This is a genomic window from Ruegeria sp. HKCCD6647-2 (assembly GCF_057221075.1).
Genome location: NZ_JBWVBD010000006.1, coordinates 44,358 through 67,118 on the forward strand (window position 1 = coordinate 44,358; position 22,761 = coordinate 67,118).

General features: G+C 58.2%; 24 protein-coding genes and 1 tRNA gene. 10 read left to right on the top strand and 15 right to left on the bottom strand.

The features are described 5' to 3' along the window. Positions 1-40: 40 nt before the first annotated feature. Complete coding sequence (rlmB, locus tag AC2TDJ_RS16305; protein ID WP_480843732.1) at positions 41-814, bottom strand: 23S rRNA (guanosine(2251)-2'-O)-methyltransferase RlmB; 774 nt, start codon at positions 812-814, stop codon at positions 41-43. Positions 815-930: 116 nt separating this feature from the next. Between rlmB and AC2TDJ_RS16310 the strand changes: the two genes are divergently transcribed. Beyond that, positions 931-1,014, top strand: a tRNA-Tyr gene (locus tag AC2TDJ_RS16310). Between the two features lie 159 nt (positions 1,015-1,173). Here the strand turns inward: AC2TDJ_RS16310 and AC2TDJ_RS16315 are convergent. The 5 genes from AC2TDJ_RS16315 to AC2TDJ_RS16335 form a co-directional block, all read right to left on the bottom strand. After that, positions 1,174-1,695, bottom strand: a complete 522-nt coding sequence (locus AC2TDJ_RS16315) for a DUF2478 domain-containing protein (RefSeq protein WP_480843733.1) — start codon at positions 1,693-1,695, stop codon at positions 1,174-1,176. Between the two features lie 74 nt (positions 1,696-1,769). Beyond that, positions 1,770-2,435, bottom strand: coding sequence for an NnrU family protein (locus tag AC2TDJ_RS16320; RefSeq protein WP_480843734.1), 666 nt, complete (start codon positions 2,433-2,435; stop codon positions 1,770-1,772). A 105-nt stretch (positions 2,436-2,540) separates the two neighbouring features. After that, positions 2,541-4,607, bottom strand: coding sequence for an ABC transporter permease (locus tag AC2TDJ_RS16325; protein ID WP_480843735.1), 2,067 nt, complete (start codon positions 4,605-4,607; stop codon positions 2,541-2,543). Then, positions 4,604-5,656, bottom strand: a complete 1,053-nt coding sequence (locus tag AC2TDJ_RS16330; RefSeq protein ID WP_480843736.1) for a quaternary amine ABC transporter ATP-binding protein — start codon at positions 5,654-5,656, stop codon at positions 4,604-4,606. The genes AC2TDJ_RS16325 and AC2TDJ_RS16330 overlap by 4 nt, the downstream gene beginning before the upstream one ends. A gap of 10 nt (positions 5,657-5,666) precedes the next feature. Then, the gene (locus tag AC2TDJ_RS16335; protein ID WP_480843737.1) at positions 5,667-6,617 is read right to left on the bottom strand and encodes an ABC transporter substrate-binding protein; all 951 of its coding nucleotides are present in this window, start codon (positions 6,615-6,617) and stop codon (positions 5,667-5,669) included. 376 nt (positions 6,618-6,993) lie between these two features. On the opposite strand from AC2TDJ_RS16335, the gene AC2TDJ_RS16340 reads away from it, so the two are divergent. After that, a complete protein-coding gene (locus AC2TDJ_RS16340) occupies positions 6,994-7,656 on the top strand; it encodes a DNA-3-methyladenine glycosylase I (RefSeq protein ID WP_480843738.1) in 663 nt (220 codons plus the stop codon). A gap of 42 nt (positions 7,657-7,698) precedes the next feature. Next, positions 7,699-8,385: a hypothetical protein gene (locus AC2TDJ_RS16345; RefSeq protein ID WP_480843739.1), complete on the top strand. Its 687-nt coding sequence runs from the start codon at positions 7,699-7,701 to the stop codon at positions 8,383-8,385. A 4-nt stretch (positions 8,386-8,389) separates the two neighbouring features. Here the strand turns inward: AC2TDJ_RS16345 and AC2TDJ_RS16350 are convergent, their stop codons facing one another. Next, on the bottom strand, positions 8,390-8,797 hold the full coding sequence (locus tag AC2TDJ_RS16350; RefSeq protein WP_480843740.1) for a c-type cytochrome: 408 nt from the start codon (positions 8,795-8,797) through the stop codon (positions 8,390-8,392). Positions 8,798-8,893: 96 nt separating this feature from the next. On the opposite strand from AC2TDJ_RS16350, the gene AC2TDJ_RS16355 reads away from it, so the two are divergent. Continuing rightward, the gene (locus AC2TDJ_RS16355) at positions 8,894-9,331 is read left to right on the top strand and encodes a DMT family transporter (protein WP_480844000.1); all 438 of its coding nucleotides are present in this window, start codon (positions 8,894-8,896) and stop codon (positions 9,329-9,331) included. On the opposite strand, the gene AC2TDJ_RS16360 is transcribed toward AC2TDJ_RS16355, so the two are convergent. Further along, positions 9,315-10,001 (bottom strand): ABC transporter ATP-binding protein, encoded by a 687-nt coding sequence (locus tag AC2TDJ_RS16360; protein ID WP_480843741.1) that lies wholly within the window; start codon positions 9,999-10,001, stop codon positions 9,315-9,317. The genes AC2TDJ_RS16355 and AC2TDJ_RS16360 overlap by 17 nt on opposite strands. Further along, entirely contained in the window at positions 9,994-11,280 is a 1,287-nt protein-coding gene (locus tag AC2TDJ_RS16365; protein ID WP_480843742.1) for a lipoprotein-releasing ABC transporter permease subunit, read from the bottom strand. The genes AC2TDJ_RS16360 and AC2TDJ_RS16365 overlap by 8 nt, the downstream gene beginning before the upstream one ends. A 445-nt stretch (positions 11,281-11,725) precedes the next feature. Here AC2TDJ_RS16365 and AC2TDJ_RS16370 point away from each other — a divergent pair, with 445 nt between their 5' ends. After that, on the top strand, positions 11,726-12,085 hold the full coding sequence (locus tag AC2TDJ_RS16370) for a hypothetical protein (protein ID WP_480843743.1): 360 nt from the start codon (positions 11,726-11,728) through the stop codon (positions 12,083-12,085). 24 nt (positions 12,086-12,109) lie between these two features. Here AC2TDJ_RS16370 and proS read toward each other — a convergent pair whose 3' ends face one another. Further along, positions 12,110-13,450 carry a proline--tRNA ligase gene (gene proS, locus AC2TDJ_RS16375; RefSeq protein WP_480843744.1) on the bottom strand — a complete coding sequence of 447 codons (1,341 nt, stop codon included), beginning with the start codon at positions 13,448-13,450 and terminating at the stop codon, positions 12,110-12,112. 169 nt (positions 13,451-13,619) lie between these two features. Here proS and AC2TDJ_RS16380 point away from each other — a divergent pair, with 169 nt between their 5' ends. From AC2TDJ_RS16380 to AC2TDJ_RS16400, 5 genes are all read left to right on the top strand, one after another. Continuing rightward, positions 13,620-14,984 (top strand): FAD-dependent oxidoreductase, encoded by a 1,365-nt coding sequence (locus AC2TDJ_RS16380; protein ID WP_480843745.1) that lies wholly within the window; start codon positions 13,620-13,622, stop codon positions 14,982-14,984. Beyond that, complete coding sequence (locus AC2TDJ_RS16385; RefSeq protein ID WP_480843746.1) at positions 14,984-15,958, top strand: isopenicillin N synthase family dioxygenase; 975 nt, start codon at positions 14,984-14,986, stop codon at positions 15,956-15,958. The genes AC2TDJ_RS16380 and AC2TDJ_RS16385 overlap by 1 nt, the downstream gene beginning before the upstream one ends. A gap of 89 nt (positions 15,959-16,047) precedes the next feature. Next, complete coding sequence (locus AC2TDJ_RS16390; RefSeq protein WP_480843747.1) at positions 16,048-17,118, top strand: AI-2E family transporter; 1,071 nt, start codon at positions 16,048-16,050, stop codon at positions 17,116-17,118. 3 nt (positions 17,119-17,121) lie between these two features. Then, on the top strand, positions 17,122-17,811 hold the full coding sequence (locus AC2TDJ_RS16395) for an HdaA/DnaA family protein (RefSeq protein WP_480843748.1): 690 nt from the start codon (positions 17,122-17,124) through the stop codon (positions 17,809-17,811). A 49-nt stretch (positions 17,812-17,860) separates the two neighbouring features. Then, positions 17,861-19,402 (top strand): Ppx/GppA family phosphatase, encoded by a 1,542-nt coding sequence (locus AC2TDJ_RS16400; RefSeq protein ID WP_480843749.1) that lies wholly within the window; start codon positions 17,861-17,863, stop codon positions 19,400-19,402. Between the two features lie 10 nt (positions 19,403-19,412). Here AC2TDJ_RS16400 and AC2TDJ_RS16405 read toward each other — a convergent pair whose 3' ends face one another. The 5 genes from AC2TDJ_RS16405 to AC2TDJ_RS16425 are packed head-to-tail and all read right to left on the bottom strand — an operon-like array spanning position 19,413 to position 22,651. Further along, complete coding sequence (locus AC2TDJ_RS16405; RefSeq protein WP_480843750.1) at positions 19,413-19,787, bottom strand: hypothetical protein; 375 nt, start codon at positions 19,785-19,787, stop codon at positions 19,413-19,415. 38 nt (positions 19,788-19,825) lie between these two features. Continuing rightward, positions 19,826-20,839 carry an endonuclease/exonuclease/phosphatase family protein gene (locus tag AC2TDJ_RS16410; protein ID WP_480843751.1) on the bottom strand — a complete coding sequence of 338 codons (1,014 nt, stop codon included), beginning with the start codon at positions 20,837-20,839 and terminating at the stop codon, positions 19,826-19,828. A 4-nt stretch (positions 20,840-20,843) separates the two neighbouring features. Beyond that, positions 20,844-21,524, bottom strand: a complete 681-nt coding sequence (locus AC2TDJ_RS16415) for a TerB family tellurite resistance protein (RefSeq protein ID WP_480843752.1) — start codon at positions 21,522-21,524, stop codon at positions 20,844-20,846. Between the two features lie 45 nt (positions 21,525-21,569). Beyond that, positions 21,570-22,058 carry an N-acetyltransferase family protein gene (locus tag AC2TDJ_RS16420; protein ID WP_480843753.1) on the bottom strand — a complete coding sequence of 163 codons (489 nt, stop codon included), beginning with the start codon at positions 22,056-22,058 and terminating at the stop codon, positions 21,570-21,572. Then, positions 22,055-22,651 carry a VOC family protein gene (locus AC2TDJ_RS16425; protein ID WP_480843754.1) on the bottom strand — a complete coding sequence of 199 codons (597 nt, stop codon included), beginning with the start codon at positions 22,649-22,651 and terminating at the stop codon, positions 22,055-22,057. Before AC2TDJ_RS16425 ends, AC2TDJ_RS16420 begins: the two co-directional genes overlap by 4 nt. Between the last annotated feature and the right edge of the window lie 110 nt (positions 22,652-22,761).

A 22,761-nucleotide genomic window follows, 5' to 3' on the forward strand; every position in this document is an offset into this window, starting at 1 on the left:
ACGTTGCGATTTTGGGCGGCGTGGAAATTGGAACCTCCTGCTATCTGCGTCCCGATGCATATAGGGCAATCGCGGCCGCATTTGAGACATTCAGTGACCCAAATCCACCCGCCGCGTCAATCTTAACCAGTTGATCCACGGTCTCTTTGGTCTTTTGGCGCAGTCCCGGCCCCTCGGCACCCAGCACCAACGCCACGGGTCGGTCTCGCCGCCCTTCAAGAGCCGTTTCTATCGTCTCCTCCGCCTCACCGTCCAGGCCGAGCACCAGGAAGCCCATGCCCTGCAATTCGATGATTGCATCGGCCAGATTGCGGACCCGCAGATAAGGCTGCCTTTCCAGTGCCCCGCTGGCGGTCTTGGCCAGTGCGCCGGTTTCCGGGGCGGAATGGTGTCGCGTCCCGATTACGGCACTGGCCCCCAGCACCTCGGCCGAGCGCAAGATCGCCCCGACGTTATGAGGATCAGTCACCCGGTCCAGAAGCAGCACGCGTGGGTTTTCGCGCCCGATACAGTTTTCCGCAAGTCCACCCCAGTCCAGCGGCTTGACTTCGAGCGCTGCACCCTGATGGACCGAACCCGGATCGATAGGAGCGGTAAATTTGCGCGGGTCCACCATCTCGGCGTCGATCCCCGCAAACTCTATCGCGTCGGCCAGTTTATCACTCGCATTCCGGGTCACGATCAGGCGGATTTTCTTACGGTCCGGGTTCATCAACGCATCGCGCACGGCGTGCAATCCAAACAGCCAAACAGTTTCCGAGGCCGCCGCTTTGCGCGCCTGTTCCTTCTCGACGACCCATTTGGGTTTCTTCATGTCATGGGCCTCCGGGCCGACGAATACGTTTCCTGCGTCAAAGCGGAATTTTCCTGTTGACGCTCCTTAGGCGCGCTAGTAATCACGCCTCCACGTCAGGTGCAACGCCTGACAGTGGGCGACAGGCCGCAAGGTGTGGCAGGGGACTGTAACTCCCTCGCGGAGACGCACGCCTGGTTCGATTCCAGGGTCGCCCACCATTCTCCAACCTCCATACAGCACTCCTTCTTTGAACGGCGACACAGAGCATCCATGCGTGATGCATCCACACGCGCGTGAAGCTCGGAAAGGGTGAAACTCCTAATGAGGTGCACTGAATCAGCGCACCCGCTACGCGTTTCGGCTAGGGGGGCTGCGGGTCACTCTGCAGCGGTGCGCAGCGCATCGATCCGGTCGAACCACGCGACAATCGCGTCTACATCCGGTTCCAAAGCTTCCGCTGCTCCGTCCGTAAAGTCCTGAAATTTATCCTCGTTCAGACTGTTCACGCCGACCAGTACCGGGATATCCAGCGCCAAAGCCTCGCCAATCACAGGACGGAAGCCCCGACCGTCGGCTTCATGTTTGCCGAACTTGTTGACGATCAGAAGTTGCGGCGCTTCACTTAGCGATGCCGTCACATAGCCCACCGCCTGTTCCAACGCCGCGGGGTCCAGACGACAGCCGCGCGATTCTGCCCCCAGAGATTGCGAGATTCTGATCGTGTCGCCATCGGGCAGGACCCGCAGATCCATATCGCATTTCGTGTTGTCGGCGCATTCAGTGTTGGTCTGCACAACGCCGGACAACCGGGCGCCCTTCGCCAGCAGGCGTTCGGCAACCGCGCTTAGCAATCGGTCCGTTGCTCCGCGATCGGTAGTAGTGACATAGGCCAGGTTCATTCTTCAAACCCTCAGAGAATTCCAGTGTTTCGTTTCAGATAGCACGCAACGGGCTCCGCGACCACTCCGCACCATTATGGCAGCGCTGAGAGGCCGATCACGGATGCGTGCAGGTGGATGAGGGCCGCATATGCTGCGGCGGCGACCAGCCAGACCCAAAGGCGCGGCCATGGCCGGGGCGCGCGCAGCGACAGGCGCGCGGTGTTTCTGGACAGACGGGACCAATCAGCTCCCATATCCCGTGCCTTGCGGCGATCAACCAGGACCATGCCTAGCCCCGCGAATCCGGCAAACAACCCAAACAGGATCACATGAGACAGGCTGCCATTCGCCAGCAGATGCGCAATCGCCCACAGCATTAGCGCCACAAGGATTGGATGACGGGTCGTGCGCAGTATTCCGGGGTGATCGGGGTCAAATGATGCACTTCCAAGGCCTCCGAAGGAAAACGGATTTTGTATGGTCAGACCGGCGACTGCCAGCCAGCACACCACAGGCATGATCAGGATCGGCGCCCAACGCAATGCGGCATAGGGCGGGATCACCTCGACGTAGGGCGCATTGGCGGCGGCAAGGATCAACCAGGCCAGCACGAGCAGAGAAAGGACCGAATAGGCGGCAAAGTAGCCAGTCCGCCCAAACACACCTATCAGCCACCCCCGCACAGCCGGACGTGCCGGAATGGCGTGGCTGAGCAAAAAGGTCATGAGAGCCGCGAAGAATATGCCCCAACCGGCCATGGTTGCCTCCGAACTTACTGTCGCCGGTTTAGACCTCGGTTTGCTTCTGGTCCTTGTCCGAAATCAAGCCGGGCAAAGGGGCGGTCGCACCGCCCCTGCCATGATTTAAAGGCCGAGCGCTTTCCGGCGTTCCTCGGCGAAACCCTGCACCATTCGGTCGGCGATCAGGGCAAGAATTGCCATGGCTGCACCGGCGGAGATGCCGAGCCCCACATCCGCCTGCCCCAGTGCCAGATAGATTGACTGACCCAGTCCGGTCGTGCCGATCAGCGCCGCAATGACCAGCATGGCGAAGGCATAGAGGATGGTCTGGTTCAAACCCAGCAGGATGGTTGGCGCCGCGTAAGGCGCACGCACGTCACGCAGGATCTGCCACTCGGTCGCGCCGCTGGAAATCGCGGCCTCCATCATCTCGTCCGGCGTGTTCACCAGACCGTGCCGGGTGTAGCGGATCATCGGTACGATCGCGTAGGCACAAATCGCCAGAAATGCCGAAAACTCGCCGATCTGGAACACCATCAACACGGGAATCAGGAACACGAACAAGGGTATGGTCTGCAACATGTCGCAGATCGGGCGAACCACATTCCACACCGGTCCCCAAACCGCACTTGCCAGACCGATCAGGCCACCAAGCACGGCACACGAAAACACCGCCGCACCGCTGAGGTACAGCGACAACAATGCCCGCTCCCACAGCCCCGAAACGAGAATAGTGCACAGCAACCCAACCGACATCGCCGCAAGTCGCCAGCCGCCTGCGACCCAGCCCAGAGCAGCGGCGCCGGTCAATACGAAGGGCCACGGCAGGTTGGCAATGCCCGTTTCCAACATTCCGATCAGGATCAGAACCACCAGCCCGCCGGTCAGATGCCCGCGCCATGCCATCACCAGTGCGATCACCGCACCAAAGGCAAATAGGCCGTAGCTCATCGTTGGTGTCCAGGCAAAGCCCCAGGTGAACGGCAGCACCGCCTGATCAAGGCCGATCCGCAACGGGAGTAGCACATAAAACATCGAGTTGTTCTTGAGCGCATCCAGCCACGGGCCGTTGCTTTGCGTAAACGCCGTCAGGCCGCTATCAACAGCGCCGGCAAGAGGGTCCAGCAGGGTCAGCTCAGACGGGTTCGGAAGCCAGGCCCAGAATGCGACCGTGAGCAGAACAGTGAAGCCCAGTACCGCCCAAACGACACGTTGGTCGTATCGCTTGCGTTCGGTGGCCAAGGTCCCGCTCATGCGGTCGATAACGACGGCAAAGACCACGATCACCAGACCGGCCAGCAGCGATTCCCCAAACTGGGCCTTGCGCATGGTCAGCAGGACTTCCCAGCCGATGTCATTGAAACCGCCGATGACGGCCGCGATGATGACCATGGACAAGGCTGCCATAAGGCATTGGTTTACGCCGACCATGATCTGGGTTGCGGCCGAGGGGATCTCGACCTGAAACAACTGTTGAAACCGATTGCCGCCGGACATAATGGCGGCCTCTTTGATTTCCGGCTCCACCCGCTCGAGGCCCAGCATTACGTTGCGGGCCATCGGAGGGGCTGCATAAATAGCCGAAGCGATCAGTCCCACAACGGGACCAAATCCAAACAGCAGCAACAACGGGGTCAGATAGGCAAATGTCGGAACCGTCTGCATGACATCCAAGACGGCCTGTACCACCGATTTCACCCGAGGGACTTCGTTGGCGAGGATACCGATTGCACCGCCGACGATCAGCGCCACAGGGACAGATACCGCGACTAGGGCCAGCGTATTCATGCTCTCGGCCCAATAGCCTGAGGCCAGTACAAAGCAGAGCCCGAAGAAACCCAGCGCCGCCATCGGTAGCCCGCCCAGATACCAACCCAGCGCTGTAACAAGGCCGATCAGGATCGGCCAGGGTGTATTGCCAAGCACGAAATTGGCCCAGTCCATCGGGTATGCCATCAAATCCGAGAACAGTCGCGCGGCGGGTTTGATACCGTTCAGGAACCAGGCCAGAAACGAACCCACCCATTCCGTTGCGGGCAACTCCAAAGAAGCAGGCCATTTGATCAGCCACGGAGCGACGCCCTCAAGCGCGAGGCACAGCGCGCCAACGACCAGCGTGATCAGAGCCGCCTGCGCTCCTGCCGTCATTCGAGCATGCCTGTGCACCGAAACATCAGTAAGGGCGGTCATGCTTCATCCACCTGCAAGGCCGCCGCCAGATCGGACGGGTGGACCGTGCCAACGATGGCGCCGTTTTCGTCCCGTACAGGCACCGGTTCATAAAGTTCCATGCAATGCGCCAAAGCAGCGTCCAGCGTCATCGACGTCGTCAGACCGGGATCATCGGGGCCATAGTCGCTTTCTCCGTGATGCAGGACCGAGGCGACCTTGGCGTGCTGGCCTTTTGCGACGTCCTTGGAAAACTCTCGCACATAGTCGTCGACCGGGCGCAGCACGATATCCGATGGCGTACCGATCTGAACGATCTTGCCATCGCGCATAATGGCGATACGGTCTGCCAGTTTCAGCGCCTCGGCGATATCGTGGGTAATAAACACGATGGATTTCTTCAGCGTCGCCTGAATACGCAGGAATTCGTCCTGCAACTGGCGGCGGATCAGCGGGTCGAGCGCCGAGAACGGCTCGTCCAGAAACCAGATATCGGGATTCACGGCCAAAGACCGCGCGATCCCTACTCGCTGACGCTGGCCACCGGATAGCTGGCGGGGAAAACTGTCTTCGCGGCCCTCAAGACCCACCAGCGAAATAACCTCTTGCGCGCGGGCAAGCCGCTCTTTGCGACCGACACCTTGGACACGCAGCGGATAGGCTACGTTTTCGGCCACTGTCATATGCGGGAACAAGCCGAAATGCTGAAACACCATCCCCAGCTTTTTGCGGCGCAGTTCGGTCAGCTTTTTCTTTGAGGCACCAATGACGTTGTCGCCATCGACGCGAATCTCACCGCCCGTACCCGGCAAAAGTTGCGAAATACAGCGGATCAGCGTGGATTTGCCCGACCCGGACAAGCCCATGATGACGAACAACTCGCCATCCCTGACTTCAAAATTGGCATCCTGAACGGCTGGAATGAACCCGTTGTCGCGCAAGTCAGCGGCGGCTTTGTCGGCATCATTCCCTGACCGAGACAGCGCGTCGGTCAGGGCTTTGTCAGCGCCGGGGCCAAAGACCTGCCAGAGATTCTGGCAGGCGATGGCTGGCGTAGTCGCTTCAGTCACTTATGTCAGCTCACTGTGTTGCAGCGTCGACAACCGGACGCCACTTACCTTCGTTTTCCGTCATCCAGGCGGCAACAACTTCTTCAACGGAACCACCATCCACGTCGATTGCGCCCATCATCGGCTGCTGGTCTTCAACAGCCAGCTGATAGTTGGACAGAATCTCGTAGGCGGCAGGCCACTTTTCCTCCAGCCCGCTCCAACCGGCCTTGAAAATACGGGACGGAGAGAAGTCGCAATCGTTGACCGCGTTGGGGTTTGGGCCCCATGCCGGATCGGTAAAGCAAGCTTCTTCTCCTGCCGGCAGATCGACGAATTGCACGTCATAGGCCGACATCGCCCAGTGCGGCTGCCAGAAAGTGATCAGCAGCGGTGATTTACGCTCGGTCGAAGCGCGAAGTTCTGCGATCAATGCACCTTCGGAACCTGCCGGAACGGCTTTGAACGGCAGCTCGAGACCGACCATGCGATCAGCTCCCGGTGTGCCCCAATCCGCCGGATAGTCAACCAGGCGCCCGCCGGGCAACGTTTCAGCCGTTGCGAAGACCTGCGCACAATCTTTCAGAGCTTCCCACGCGGGCAAGCCAGGGCACAGATCTGCAACGTGCGCCGGGTATGCGATACCTTCCTTGGCATCCAGCCCCAGATCACCGATTTCGACGACAGTGCCTTCGGCAACTTTCTTGGCATATTCGTCAGATACGTTCGAAGACCAGATTTCCAGCGTTGCGTCGATGTCGCCGTCCGCCAACGCCTGGAACTGGTTCATCATGCCGGCCGTCACGTATTCGACGTTGTAACCCGCAGCTTTCAGCATCTCTCCGGCAACATGTGTCGTAACGTGCTGCCCGGTCCATTCGTTGATCGCCAGTTTTATTGGCTCGTCCACAGCGCCCATGTCGGCGGCGCTGGCAGCACCGGCAACGGTCATCGCCAGAAGGCTTACACCTAGTTTTTTCATCAGTTTAACTCCCTGTTTTCCTTTAAGACCCCTTGTGACAGGCAAAACCCGACCAAGGTGTTCTCCGACTACAAAACCATGTCGCAGCATGCACAAATTCTGTCGGAAAAGAAAAGAGAACAGTTGGCCGCTTGGTCGTTTTGTCCGACCGAAGAACCATCGTCACCCTCCCCATCCCGTCTGCACCACTTTGCGCGCATCTGGCTTGTTTCTCGTCGCAGGCTGCGGGAAATTGATTGACTAGTCAATTACAAAAATCACAGATCGACCATCGATCGCGAATTTGCGACTTCGCCGGCGGCCTCAGACGCCTGAAATTCCCACTTGCCAGAACGGAACAAACGGGCAACACTTCCCGGTAAACAGGAGGTCCGACATGCGCCATTTCGACGAAATCCATACTTTGGCTGCGGACCGCCACGGTGGGTCGGACGCTCTGGAAGGCAAACTGGTCAAACCGAAATCCAAAGCAGAGCTGGCCGAGATATCTGACGACCGTTGGTTATCGACGATCAGCAAGACCGTCTTTCAGGCCGGCTTTAACTGGAAAGTCATCGAAGCAAAATGGGAGGGGTTCGAATCCGCTTTCGACGGCTTTGACGTGGGGCGTTGCGCGTTCATGGACGACGAAAAATTCGACGCCTTGCTTCAGGATACAAGGATCGTGCGAAACGGCACCAAGATCGCATCGGTTCGCGACAACGCTGCCTTTCTGCTGGAACTGCGGAACGAAGGTGGTGCCGGACAGGTGCTTGGGGGGTGGCCGTCGTCCGATTACATCGGTTTGCTTGCGATGCTGGCAAAGCGCGGCTCGCGGCTGGGCGGCGCGTCTGCGCAGTACGCGATGCGGTTTGCCGGGCGTGACAGTTTCATCCTGTCACGAGATGTCACGGCCCGCCTGATCGCCGAAGGCGTGATCGACAAACCCGCAACGTCGAAGAAAGCGATGACAGCAGTTCAGGACGCTTTCAACATCTGGATGGAACAATCCGGGCGCTCCTTGACCGAGATCAGCCGAGTTCTGGCGATGAGCCTTTGAAAACGGCTTGCAGAGCGGATTGGACGCATTAGGCTCATACCCATGGTTCGTCCCCTGCTGATATGCATCGTGTTCCTGATTTCAGCCTGCGGTCGTCCCCTGACCGAGCAAGAACGCGCCTTTGCCGGTAATATTCATGGTGAAACGCTGAATCTCGACCGGGTGCGACTGGTCGAAGGCGCGCCGGTGACCGCAATTACCTATACTCGAAAGGTGCGCCCCCGCCTTGCTTGCCGGGAACGAATCCTGCCGCCGGCGAAAGAGGAAACCGTAACCGGAAAGCCGGCAGCCGTCGCGCTGTTCAACCGCGTGTATTTCACAAGGGACTGGTATCTGGACGACTACATGACCGAATACCCGGATCAGATGAACCTGATCGCCGCGATGTTGCTGGCTCATGAACTGACACATGTCTGGCAATGGCAAAACCGTAAAACGACCGGGTACCACCCCCTGCGCGCAGCCGCAGAACATGGAAGACAAAGCGACCCTTACCTGTTCGATCTGGATACCTCGCCCGATTTTCTGGCCTATGGGTATGAACAGCAGGGGTCGATCGTCGAAGAATACGTGTGCTGCCGTGCGCTGGATCCTGATGCACCACGCACCAAACGACTGCACAAAATGCTGAGCCCCCACTTCGACGTGTCGAAGCTGCCGGGCGCGCGACGCGAACGCGACGTGCTGCTGCCGTGGGCCGGGGCCGAGCTACAGGGGATATGCGGTTGAAGCGTCAGTTGCCCTGCAGTGTTTTCAGATACGCAACCAAATCGACAATAGGTTTGCTTGTTAGAATCGGTTGCCCGTCTGGGGTTTTGATCGCGGTATCCTGTCCTTCGAAATACGGACCGTAGACCGGCATCGGACTGCCGTGGCTGACCAGAGGGTCACGCCCGTCGATACGCGCCACAACCCGAGCTGTTGGAAAGACGCCATCCTCGTCAGCGAGGGTTTTCAGGTTGGTTGGCTGAATAATCAGTACCCCGGCCATCGGACCGTGCCCGGTCGCATCCAGCCCATGGCAGGTCGCGCAGTAGTGTTGATACAACTCAGCACCCGTTTCGGCATCCTGCGCCGCAGCGTACTGGGGGATCGCCGCAAGCGCAGCCGCCATACACGTCTTGAAGTACCACCTGATCATCGCTTCCTCCACTGCAATCAGACATTTACAGGCTTGCCCGAAGCCCTGCTGAAGGCAATGATCCAGATCAACAGTTTCAGCTTGGAAGGGCTTATCATGACACAATACGCGGCGATCATGCTGGCGGCCGGAGTTGGCATACCGGTTCTCGCAGCGCTGAACGCAGCCCTTGGCAAGCTGATCGGGTCGCCGAACACTGCGGCGGTTATCTTGTTTGGCATTGCGTTCGCGGCTTCCGCGCTTGCCTTGATGGTGTTGCCGGGCGGTCAGGCTTTTGCCAAAGCAGCCAGTGCCCCTAAACACCTGTTTCTTGCCGGCGTGCTGATTGCCTTCTACGTGCTCTCCATTACCCATGTGGCACCCCATTTTGGGGTGGGAAATGCCGTATTCTTTGTATTGCTGGGTCAGCTGATCAGCACCGCCGCGATTGACCATTTCGGCCTATTTGGCGCTCAGATCACGCCGCTCACATTGACACGGGCCGCAGGTATCACGGTCATGGCCATCGGCGTTGCAATTACTCAGCTGGCCTGAGAACGCCCGCGTCCAAACGCACCATGCGATCCATACGGGCCGCAAGGTCCAGATTGTGCGTTGCGATCAGCGCTGACAATCCGGCTTCACGCACAAGCGACATCAGCGCGGCAAACACCTGATCCGAGGTTTCGGGGTCAAGATTACCTGTCGGCTCATCCGCCAGCAGAACACGCGGCTCGTTGGCCAGAGCTCTACAGAAGGCAACCCGCTGCTGCTCGCCGCCCGAAAGGGCGGCAGGGCGATGATCAGACCGGGCGGCGACACCGACGCGATCCAGCAGTACCATCCCCCGTTCCCGCGCGACCCGTTCGGAGGCACCATTGGCGAGTTGCGGCAACACGATATTTTCCAGCGCGGTGAATTCCGGAAGCAAGTGGTGGAACTGGTAGACAAATCCAACATCGCGCCGCCGGATCGCCGTACGCGTGCGATCCCCTTTGCCCGATGCGGCTTGCCCGGCAACCTCGATCGTGCCGGTGTCGGGAGTGTCCAGCAGTCCCGCGATATGCAACAGTGTGGATTTACCTGCACCAGAAGGTGCCACCAGCGCCACCGCCTCGCCCGCGCGCAACTCAAGATCGGCACCGCGCAATACCTGCAGCTCGCCCGGCGTGCCTTGCAAGTAGGTCTTAGTCAGGCCGTTCAGCCGCAAAGTTACATCACTCATAGCGCAGCGCCTCGACCGGGTTCAGCCGCGCCGCGCGGCGGGCCGGGAAATATGTGACCAGAAAAGAAAGCCCCAAAGACAGACCAATGGCCTTGAGCACATCAGACAGGTGCAGTTCCGCGGGCAACGCGTAGATACCGCGGATGGATGGATCCCACACCCCTCCGCCCATGGCGTAGTTCACAAACGAAAAGATCGGGTCGATGTATATCGCAAAGAGACACCCCAGGATGACGCCCATCGCGGTGCCGATGATCCCGGTGAAGGCCCCGCAGATAAAAAACACGCGCAGCACCGACCCCTCGCTCAGCCCGATGGTGCGCAGGATCCCGATATCGCGGCCCTTGTTCTTCACCAGCATGATCAGGCCCGAAACGATGTTCATCGCCGCGATCAGAACCAGGATCGACAGGATAATGAACATCACGTTGTCCTCAACCTCGAGCGCGCGAAGAAACCCGCCCGATGCATCCTGCCATGTCCACAATTGCGGCCTATCACCGGCAGCTTCAAGGATCGGAACCAGAATCGGGTTCAAGTCTTCGGGCTGTGCAACCATCACCTCGATCTCGTCGGCAACGCCTTCGCGGTTGAAGAAACTCTGCGCCTCGTCAAACGGCATGTAGACACGGGTGCGATCGATGTCATAACGACCGGCGGAAAAGACATAGACGACTTCATAAGCGTTGACCCGCGGCGAAGTTCCAAAGGCTGTCTTGACGCCGTTGGGTGAGGTTACCTTGACCGTATCCCCCACATTTGCCCCAATAGCCCGCGCCACGCCCGAGCCGATGGCAATACCCTCGTCAAAGCGGGTCAGATCACCATATGCCTGATCGCTTTCGGCAATTCCCGGCAGGCTGAACAGGTCATCCGGCCGAATCCCGAACACTTCGACCCCGGAGCTGCGATCCCGGTTGGTTAGCAGTACCTGACCCTTGACGAGTGGAGCAGCCCGTTCCACTCCCGGCACCTGAGCGATGCGAGCGGCCATTTCATCATAGTTGGCAATGGTGCGGTCGACATGACCTTGCCCATCAATCTCGCCTGTCGAGTAAACAGTGACATGTGCATTCGCGCCCAGAATTGTGCCGACAAACTCCGACCGAAAACCTGACCTCACCGCGAGGGTTGCAATCAAAGCAAACACTGCAAGCGTGATCCCGATCAGGGATATCCATGTCATCACGTTGACGCCCCCTTCGGCGCGACGTGCACGCAGGTATCGCCATGCAATTTTCCATTCAAATGGGGCGAAAGGCGGGGGTGTACTGGCCATTCCTGCTCCGACAATTGTTTTGCCGCGACCCTTTAGGCATTTGGGCGGATGGTCAAGTCGGTTATGGGGGGCAATGCAGGTCAGACCGATTGGTCGGCGGCGGTCTGCAAAACAGCTTTGTCTGCTTACCGAACGCGCTCATGACCCTGGCCTCACGTTGCGAAATTCTGATGCTTAAGCGTGACACTTGCGAATCACTGCACGGCGCTCCTGTTAGGCGATCCTCCAAAAATAGACACGCTTTGATCTGATTAAACCGGCAGTTGTGACGCGCTTCACAGACATCGCGGTATTGTTTCGGTTATGAAGTCAATGTGATTATTGCATCCAAAACTGAATTCAAAATGCAACATATACTAAGCAATTTTCTTTCGCTTTTTGCTTAATTTAAGAAACTTTGACACCCTGTTGTTGGGGGTAACGATTTTAGAGCGGGGGTACGCTCATGAATTTTGATAGTGACTTTGAAACAGTTGGGTCGAATTTGACCCGCACGGCATCAACAGACCTGGATTGCGAAAGCGCAGCACTGTTACGCGCTTCTATCCGCCCGTTATTCACCGGAGCCGCAAACTGGGGCAACCTGACGGACATTCTGAAAGAAAAAGGCTATCGTCTCGCCTTCCGCAAAGGCCGGCTGTGCATTACCGACCGCACGACGGACCAGCGGATCTGCGGGCTGCGGTTTCTGGGCCTGGACTTTCGGGAGCTGGTGCGACGCATGGGCCGCCCGATCGTCGTGGCCCGAGGCAGTCAGGCCGACGGCGATGTGCTGGCCGTTCGGCCAACACAGGGTGCGTCTTGAAGCGTAACGAAACGGCCCGTCCTGTCAGGCGATCTGTTCGTAGATCTTGGCGATCTTGCTGACGGCAGCTTCGGGGCTCAGTTCTTCACTCTTTCCGGTTCGACGGCTGGTCAGTTCAACTACGCCATTCTTCAAACCACGCGGCCCGACAGTGATACGCCACGGCAAACCGATCAGATCCATGGTGGCAAACTTGCCCCCTGCCCGTTCGTTGCGATCATCATATAGCGGTTCAAGCCCCAGAGCGGTAAGCGCCGCGTAGATTTTCTCACAAGCCGCGTCTGCCTCTTCATCGCCTTGCTTCAGATTGACGATGCCACAGTGGAACGGCGTCACGCCTTCGGGCCAGATGATGCCCTTGTCGTCATGGCTGGCCTCGATGATTGCACCGATCAGGCGGCTGACACCGATACCATGGCTACCCATGTGAACCGGGACGGGTTTACCGTCGGGTCCCTGAACCGTGGCCCCCAAGGGTTCGGAATACTTGGTGCCAAAGTAGAAAATCTGACCAACTTCGATCCCGCGCGCCACGCGGCGGCGTTCTTCAGGGATTTGGTTGAACAGCGCCTCGTCATGGGTTTCGTCCGTGCGGGCGTATTTCGAGGTAAACTCCTCAAGGATCGCCTGGCACTGTTCACGGTTGTCATAGTCGATTTCACGGTCGCCAAAGGTCAGATCGGTGACGGCGCTGTCATAGAAGACCTCAGACTCACCTGTATCAGCCAGCACGAGGAATTCATGCGTATCGTCACCACCGATGGGGCCGGAATCGGCGCGCATCGGAATGGCTTGCAAACCCATCCGCTCATAGGTGCGCAGGTAACTGACAAGGTGCCGGTTATAGGCGTGCAGCGCGTCCTCTTTCGTCAGGTCGAAATTGTAGCCGTCTTTCATATAGAACTCGCGACCCCGCATCACACCAAAGCGGGGACGGATTTCGTCGCGGAACTTCCACTGGATTTGATACAGCGTCAGCGGCAGATCTTTGTAGCTGTTGACGTGACCGCGGAAGATATCGGTCACCAGTTCTTCGGCGGTCGGCGTATACAGCATGTCGCGCCCGTGGCGATCCTGCATCCGCAGCATTTCCTGGCCGTAATCGTCATAGCGACCGGATTCGCGCCACAGATCCGCTGATTGCAGGATCGGCATCTGTATCGGAATATGACCTGCCCGCGCCTGCTCTTCATGGACGATATTTTCCAGCTTGCGCAGAACCTTGAAGCCCAGTGGCAACCACGAATAAATTCCGGCCGCGGCCTGCTTGATCATACCAGCGCGCAGCATCAACCGGTGGCTGACGATCTGGGCCTCGGAGGGGTTTTCCTTGAGAACGGGCAGAAAGTAACGGCTGAGGCGCATTGTATGACCTTCAAAGGTGAGAATTCGACTTCAAAGCTGCTTATGACAAAGCCTCGCCGGGGGCAATCGGGCATTGGCGAAATTGCGACCTCAGGTCAGTCGGTTTTTGGATTGACCAGTCAGTCAGGAACCTCAAGTGTGACAGAAATGTAAAACTCATGAGGCTCCAATGCAGACGATTCAGGAACCCGCCCGGCAGATTCCCGTTATCCACAAGACGGACGTTCTAGTTGTCGGATCAGGTCCCGCAGGGCTGGCTGCCGCCTTGGCCGCAGCGCGCGCAGGGGCCGAAGTTTCTCTGGTCGATCGCTTTGGCTGCATGGGAGGTAATATCACCGCCGTCGGGGTCGAGGGCTTCGCGTGGTACCGCCACGAACAGACCGTCGAGGCTGGCGGCATCGGCATGGAGTTCGAAACGCGTGCCAAGGAAATGGGCGCGGCCGTGCCGGAAAGCCAGTCGCTCAGCTATGAACTGGACAGTGAAGGATTCAAACTGGTCGCGGACAAACTGGTTGAAGAGGCTGGCGCGCACCCAATGTTGCACCGGCAGTTCGTGGCTCCGATCATGGAGGGCGACCGTATCACCGGGATCATTACCGAATCCAAGGCCGGACGCGAAGCAATCCTGGCCAAAGTGATTATCGACGCCACTGGTGACGCCGATGTGGCCCATCGCGCAGGCGCACCAACTCATAAGACCCCGCGAGAGGATATGATGGCCGCCTCGGTCATGTTCCATCTGGCGGGTGTCGACAAGCGTGCCTTCATGGAGGGCATCAAATCTGATCCGCAAACCTACAAGGACTGGGGCGGCGGCGGTGAATGGAACATCGAAACAAGCGGAAAAGAGGACGACATGTTCTCGCCCTTCGTCAAGAAGCCGTTCCAGCATGCCATCGAAGAGGGGCTCATCCCTGCGCATCTGAACACCATCGCCGGCACCTGGGGCGCAATGCACGACACGGGTGAACTGACCTACATGAACCTGATCCATCTGGCAGAAATAGACGGCACCGACCCGGACAGCCTGACCAAGGGAGAGATCGAAGGCCGCCGCCAGACCATGCTGGCCATCGAGGCGCTGCGGCGTTTCATGCCCGGGTGCGAAAACGCAAGGTTGCGTAACTTCGGGATGACCATCGGCATTCGCGACACGCGCAAGATCAACGCGGTCTACAACATGACCGAAGACGACGCACGCCATCAGGGGCGGTTCGAAGATACAATCGGTATCTATCCTGAGTTCATCGACGGTTACGGCATTCTGATCCTGCCGACGACTGGGCGGTACATGCAAGTTCCGTACCGCTCGATGCTGCCAAAAGGGATCAAGGGTCTGCTTGTTGCTGGACGGTCGCATGGCGCGGACAAGGTCGCGCATGCCGCGACACGCAACATGGCCTGCTGCGCGGTTATGGGTCAGGGCGCGGGTATTGCCGCAGCATTGTCGCTCAAAACCAATCAGGAGCTGGATTGCCTGAACCTGGCGACAGTCCACTCAGAATTGCAGCGCCAAGGGGTCAGGATCCACTGATGGACAGTATTCCGACCATTGATATCTCACCGCTCGGCGACTCAACCCATCCGCATTTCGCAAGGACGGTTCGGCAGATTCTCGACGCTTGCACTGGAATCGGCTTTTTGTCGATTACGGGCACTGGGATTTCGCAAGAGACAATAGGTAGCGTGCGCGCTTGCGTCCGTGAAATTTTCGCTATTCCGGAGAAAAGGAAATGGGATCAGGCAATTACGCGGGACAATTATCGCGGCTATATCCCGATGGGTTTCTTCACCCCTAATGACGGGTCCGGCAAAGCCGACAAGTACGAAGGCTACAAACTGCATCGCGAAACCGCCGAGGACGCCGCCATCCGTGTGGAATGCCCGCTGTATGGCCCCAACCACTGGCCACAGGAAGTTCCGCAGGCCCGGGACACTATCCTTGAGTATTGGCAAGCACTGGACGGTGTTACGGACAAGCTGCTGGGTGCGCTTGAAACAGGGTTGGAACTTGGACCCGGGGCATTGCGCCAGGCGTTCAGCGACCCAATGACTAATATGACCCTGCTACACTACCCGCCTCAGGCACCTGATGAGGGCGGTTACGGCATCCACCCGCATAAAGATACCGACGCCCTGACCATCATCGCACCGGATCCGGTCGGCGGACTGGAGGTTCAGACCCGCGGGGGCGGCTGGGTCACTCCGGACTGCCCCGAGGGTGGATTTGTGGTCAATATCGGCGATATGCTCGAACTCTGGTCGGGCGGCCGGTTGAAATCCACACCACATCGAGTGGTCAACAGATCAGGGCGAGAACGTTATTCGTTCCCCTATTTTGCGGTGCCGCGCCACGATGTCACCGTGAAACCGCTGCTAACGCCGCTTCCCGGCTTTGACCGTCCCGCGGTGCATTGCGGCCACTGGTCGGCCGAGATCTGGAGGACCAACTGGCCCGACGAAACCGCCGACAGGGATACGCCCGAACTGGGAACGCTTCACGACTGACCAGCAAAACCGGCTGAGCTATGAACCACTTGCATCGCAGGCATTCATACGCCAAGAACATGGCAATGCGCCGCTAAGAAGGATGCGCCATGGCTTTGCCGGTTAAGGATCAACTCAGGTATTGGGGCATCGCAACGGCGGTGTTCGTACTGGTTTTGTACCTTCTGGGCGACGTCCTGCTTCCTTTCGTCATCGGTGGCGCGATTGCCTATTTCCTTGACCCGGTAGCGGACCGGCTGGAAAAACTGGGCCTGTCCCGAATAGCGGCAACCGGGATCATCACGGTGGTTGGTGTGCTTGGCTTTGTCCTGATGATCCTGATGGTCGTGCCTGCGCTGATTACGCAGCTTCTGGATCTGGTGGACACTCTTCCCAGCCTTTTCAAGCAATTACGTGCCTTTATTGAAAAACAGTTCCCGTCGCTTCTGGACAGCGAATCCAACACGCACCAGATGCTGGTCTCATTCGGTGAGACGCTGAAATCCAAAACCGGAGATGTATTGCAAACCGTTCTGGCTTCACTGGGATCGGCCATCAATGTGGTCGTGCTGCTGGTGATCGTCCCGGTGGTTGCTGTGTACCTGCTGATGGACTGGGATCGAATGATCGCCCGCATTGGCGAGCTGTTGCCGCGCGACCATGCCCCCACCATCAAGCGGCTGGCGAGTGAGATTGACGCGGCCCTTGCATCCTTCGTGCGCGGCATGGGTACGGTTTGTCTGATCCTTGGCACCTATTACGCCATCGCCTTGATGGTCGTTGGATTGCAGTTCGGCCTGATTGTCGGTTTCATCGCAGGTCTGGTCACGTTCATACCGTATTTAGGCGCCCTGATCGGCGGCACGTTGGCGATTGGTCTGGCCCTGTTTCAGTTCTGGGGGGACTGGGCTCATATCGGTCTGGTTGCGGGGATCTTTGCGCTTGGGCAGGTGACCGAAGGCAATTTTCTGACGCCGAAACTGGTTGGCAGTTCTGTGGGCCTGCATCCCGTCTGGCTGCTGTTGGCCTTGTCGGTATTCGGTGCGTTGTTTGGGTTTGTCGGAATGCTGGTTGCTGTTCCTGTCGCGGCGGCCCTGGGCGTGCTGGCGCGGTTTGCAACTGACAAATACCTGCACAGCCGGCTCTATACCGGTCACGAAGGGCTGGAGCAGGAAGACTAAGAGATGGCCACTCAGCTGAGTTTCGATTTGCCCTCCAAAACGGCGCTGGGGCGCGAGGATTTCTTTGTCTCGCCTGCCAACGCACTGGCTGTTGCCATGATTTCGGCCACATCCTGGCCTGGAAATAAGCTGGTGCTGAGCGGCCCTGCGGGATCAGGCAAGAGCCATCTGGCGCATGTCTGGGCCGGCGAAACCGGCGCGCGAATCCTATCGGCTTCTGCATTACGGTACGAAAATGTTCCGGATCTGGCCCGCGCGCCCGTCGCTGTCGAAGACGTGCCGCTGATCGCATCGGACCTCGAGCAACAAAAGACACTGTTTCACCTGCACAACCTCGCCCTCGCCGAAGGCCACACCCTGCTGATGACCGGGCGAGAAACCCCGAAGTTGTGGAACTTGCCGCTTGCCGATCTGCAAAGCCGCGTCGAGGGCGCGCATCATGTTGCGCTGGAAAGCCCGGACGACGCATTGTTAGGGGCAGTGCTGGCCAAGTTGTTTACAGACCGGCAGTTGAACCCCGGCCCTGATGTCATCTCGTATCTCGTCAAACATATGGATCGCAGTTTTGAAAACGCGGCTGGCGTGGTTGACCAACTAGACGATTTGGCGCTCAGGGAGAAACGGGAAATTACCAGGGCGCTGGCAGTGCGTGTTTTGAATACTGCGGCCAATAAGCTCACCACCGACGATTGACCGGGCATCAACGATTTCGCATCCTGTGGCCGGAACTTCTGGGGAATCCATGAAACAGACTGTGACTGAAACCCCCGACTACGGCCCGTTTGGAACGCCTCTCTTTGACGATCCCGACGCCAGAGCGTTGTCAAAAGTGGGTGTCGTGGATGTGGGATCGAACTCGGTCAGGATGGTCATCTTCGACGGGGCGGCGCGATCTCCGGCCTACTTTTATAATGAAAAGGTCATGTGTGAATTGGGGGCTGGCCTATCGGAAACGGGGCGACTTAACCCGCGTGGACGCATTCGGGCGCTGGCAGCCCTGCAAAGGTTTCAATTCCTAGCCAACGATCTTGGGCTACCTGCCCTGCACGCGGTCGCAACTGCGGCCGTACGCGAAGCCGAAGACGGGCCTGACTTCTGCGAAGAAGTGAAAGAAAAGACTGGTCTGGCGATCAAGGTTGTCGACGGCGAGGAAGAGGCGCGTTTGTCTGCCCAGGGGGTCCTACTTGGCTGGCCAGGTGCCTATGGCTTGATCTGTGATATCGGCGGTTCGTCGGTCGAGCTGGCCGAGATCGGAGGCGGCGAGGTAGGCCGTAGAATGACATCACCATTGGGCCCGCTGAAACTGCGCGACATCAAGGGCGGTCGCCGGGCCCGCAAGGCGCATATCAAACAAACGCTGGAAGAGATGCGCGACCGGATGGGTCCACAGAGAGATCGCCTGTTTCTGGTCGGAGGCAGTTGGCGCGCATTTGCACGGCTGGATATGTTGCGTCGCGGCTATCCGCTAAACGTGCTGCACGAATACCGCATGACCCATAAACAGGTTCGCGAAACCATCAAGTTCATTGAAAAGAACGATCCGGACAAGCTGCGCAGCAAAGCCGGAGTTTCCAGTTCGCGCATGGCGTTGATACCGTTTGCAATGGATGTTCTTGCGCGATTGATCCGAACGTTCAAACCCAAGGACATCGCGATCTCAAGTTACGGTATTCGCGAAGGGTTGCTGTATCAGCAAATGCCGCAGCATGTGCGCGACCGGGACCCACTGATCGAGGCCAGCCGCTTTTCCGAGGCCAAGGACGCGCGACTGCCCGGATTCGGCAAACATCTTTTCGATTTCGTCATGCCCCTTTTCCGTTCAGCGCCACCCCAAAAAGTGCGGTTGGTGAAGGCTGCCTGCCTGTTGCATGATGTCAGCTGGCGTGCGCACCCTGATTATCGCGCCGAGGTCTGTTTCGAAACTGTAACGCGCGCAAACATGAGTGGCCTGAAGCATTCCGAACGGGTCTTCATCGGCCTGGCCCTGCAACACCGGTACCGCAACAAACGTGAAGGCAATCGGTTTGCGCCGCTGTACGAGCTGCTTGATGAAGCAGGCCAGAAGCAAGCCGAGATTCTTGGCAAAGCCATGCGTTTTGGTGCCATGCTCTGGATGCAGAAGGACGCAGCAATGGGTGAATTACGTTACTTCCCCAAAAAACGTGAGCTGGAGTTGATCCTGCCAAAAGAAGCCGCACCACTTTTCAACGAAGTGGCTGAAGCCCGGTTCAATTCACTTGCTGATGCCCTGAATTCGGAGAGCCGAGTGAAGTTGCGAGGCTGATCCTGGTTGATCAAATTTCGGTCAAACCTTCAGACGGCGCAATCTCGGGCTCAATATCCTGCGGCTCATCTCGTTGTGGCTTTTTCCTGATGATAATGTCGCCATTGGGCAGCAATTCGGGCATCTCATAGACACTCCAATCATCGATCTGCGCCGCCAGCTCTGCCAAGGCGGGGCCCATCTCTTGAATAAAGGACTGAACTGCCGGGCCGAACTGATCCGCAAGCCCCAGCAATTCGTCCAGGGCCGGTTCCATTTCCTTGCGCAGGCCTTCCAGAAACAGCTCGGCACCCTGTTCCATCAGAGACTGACCGCCTTCTTCCTGGGCATGGGCTGGAATAGCCATGGCCGTACAGACCGCGCAGATCATCGCGATACGTTGCATGGCAAAAAATATAGGTGATGCTTATTCAGGTTGAAAGGTTACAGGTTGATATCCAGCGTAACCGGAAAATGATCTGAAGCTGTCAGCAAGGCATCCCTGAGCTCCGGGTTGGACCAACAGGCGGCATCCCGAAACGGGTGCCAGATACGCCATTCCGGGTTCAGGTCACGCAAGTCATTGCTGATCATTATGTAGTCCAACAGTGCCTCAAGGAAACGGCCTTCGTCCGGTCGCGCAAAACGCGCCGTGGAAGGGACCGAGCCGGGGCGCCGCCCATATGCCCGAGCAGCATGTGGATCATAGAGACCGGCCTCCAACAATATTTCGACCGAGGAACGCCCAAACAAGTGCTCGAATTCATCCAGACCGGGACCGTCGTTGAGATCACCCAGCAGGATAGTGGGCTCGTCATCGGCAAGATGAGCCTCGACCCGACGGGCCAGCCATATCGCCTGAGCCAATTGCTTACGGCGATTGGCAATCGAGATGCGGATCGCTTCGTCTCTGGTTTCTGCGCCGTGGGGGGCCTTGGACTTCAAATGCGCGCCGATCAGGCGAAAAGATGCGCCGGTTGCCAATTCGACGGCCAACTCCATCGGAGGTTTGGAAAATCTGACAAGATCTTCCGTGGCGTCCACATCCAGGTCTATTCTGAAAACCCCATCAAATCGCGGTGTATTGGTACTGCCGGCTTCGGTCGTAGGCTCTCCGACCGGGTCATGCCGAACGCGCAGGATATCTGGGTCGAAAAGCAGCCCCAGTTCCTGATGTGTGTCATTGGGAAACCCCATAACAGCGCGCGTTGTCCTGAGGCCGAAAGCCTCGGCAAACTGTTGAAGTGCACGGACTGTGTTTTGGGACTTTCCTGTATTGGGTGCCTCGACAATCAGGATCGCATCGGCGTCCAATGCCGTCAGAACCTTGGCGATGGCTTCGACCTGCCGGGCTTTCGTTATGTCATGACGACCCGACCAACTGTCATCCAAGATCAACGCATCATTTCGATCAAACAGATTGGCAAACCATTCGATATTATAGGTCGCCAGCCGCATCGGCTCAGACCGTTGCCCCGTTGATTTCGTCCCAGGCGCGATTGATGTCGATCATCTTCTTTTCCGCCAGACGCACCGCTTCTTCCGGCACACCGCGGGCCATCATCGCGTCCGGATGTGTATCGCGAACAAGCTGGCGCCAGACTTTGCGGATATCGGACATAGGCATATCCCGGGGCACGCCGAGCACAGTGTAAGGGTCATTTGGCGCGTCCGGAACAAACCGCGCGCGCAGGGCCATGAATTGAGCTTCGGATTGGCCAAAAATGCGACTGACCTCCTCCAGAAACTCGTTTTCGTTCGGATGGTAGAACCCATCCGCCATGGCAATATGAAACAGCCCTTCCATCAGGTCGCACAGGGTGGTGCTGTCCTCGCCAAACATCTTTGCGATCTTGCGGGCGTAATCCTGATACCCCGCGACATCCGTGCGGGCCATGTCAAAAACACGCGCCGCCCCCTCTTCATCTTCGCGCGCGATCTGAAACACCTCGCGAAACGCCGTCACTTCGTCGCGTGTTACCTGCCCGTCGGCCTTGGCCATCTTGGCGCCCAGTGCGATCACCGCGATGGCAAAGGCCACCGAACGCTCCGGCGGCGTGCGAAGTTTCTCAAAAACTGCTGTCAGGCTTTCGCCCTTGGCAAGCGCGCTCAGCGCGTCGGATATGCGGGTCCAAATCGACATGGGCGCACAGTAGCGCGCACCGATGCGACTGTCAGGTGCGACAGATCACAGCGGGGCCAGTATTTTTTGCATTAATACCAAATCCAGCCAGCGCCCTCGTTTTCGGCCCACCTCTGGCATCCGCCCAACCTCGTCAAAACCAATGGCAGCGTGAAAAGCCACTGCGTTCGGGTTGGCCGACGATATGCCTGCCACCAGAACATGCACTCCGTTCAGGCGGGCCGCCTCTTCCAGAGCGGCCATCAAAGCACGACCGACACCCTGGCCGCGTGCCTCGGGCGCCAACTGGATCGTATGTTCGCAGGTATGAGCGTATCCCGGACCCCCACGGAACTGGTTGTACGTGGCAAAACCAACGACCTGTTTGTCCAACTGTGCCACCAGATACTGTTCAGGTCGTGAAGCGATATCGGCAGCAATGCTGTCCCGGTTGCGTGTTTCGGTCGTGAACGTAACCAGTGTGTCCCGAATGATCGCGTTGGTGATCGCGGCAATCGCATCTGCATCGGCGGCCCGGGCCGGACGAATGATCATTCCAGCACACGGGGCCCGTGCGGTGTGTCAAACTCGGCCTGCATCGCCGCAGGGCCAGAGTCGAATTCGACCAGATCCAATGGCCCCAACAGACGCGCAAGATCCAATGCATCGGGATGATACACCACCAATCGTCGCAATCTGCACCCGCTGGCCTGCAGCATCTGAGCAGGATGCAGATCCCCCTGCCACTGGATGAGAGCCGGATAGAGATTGTCGAAAGGCAACCGCCCGGACGGAGGTACTGCCATCCGCCATCGCAACGCGCCCCGATCCAGATCAATTGGTGTAACGGGACCACCAGGCATTGTAACGGTTTCTATATCCGTCACCCGACAAATCCAGTTGGTCAGGCGCGCGTCCCCTTGGAACCGGTCCAGATCGAACCATCGTGGCTGGTCAGGCACAGGTGCATCCGGATCAATTGCGATCGCTTCCAGATACAGACCGTTATCCAGCCCTAGCAAACGATTATGGGTGCCAAATTTCGCGTGCTTGCCGCCTTGCTGCAGTTCAACGCCGAGAGCATGCTCGACATGGGCGGTTGCGGCTTCCAACGATTCACCGGAAACGGCAATATGGTCCAATATCATGGCGTACCCCTTCAAATCATCCAAGAAAAAGCAGCGCGAAAACGCGCTGCTTTCGATGGCAGAGTCGTCGTCGAAGGCTTTGTACCACAAGATTTTTCAGTAAAAAATCT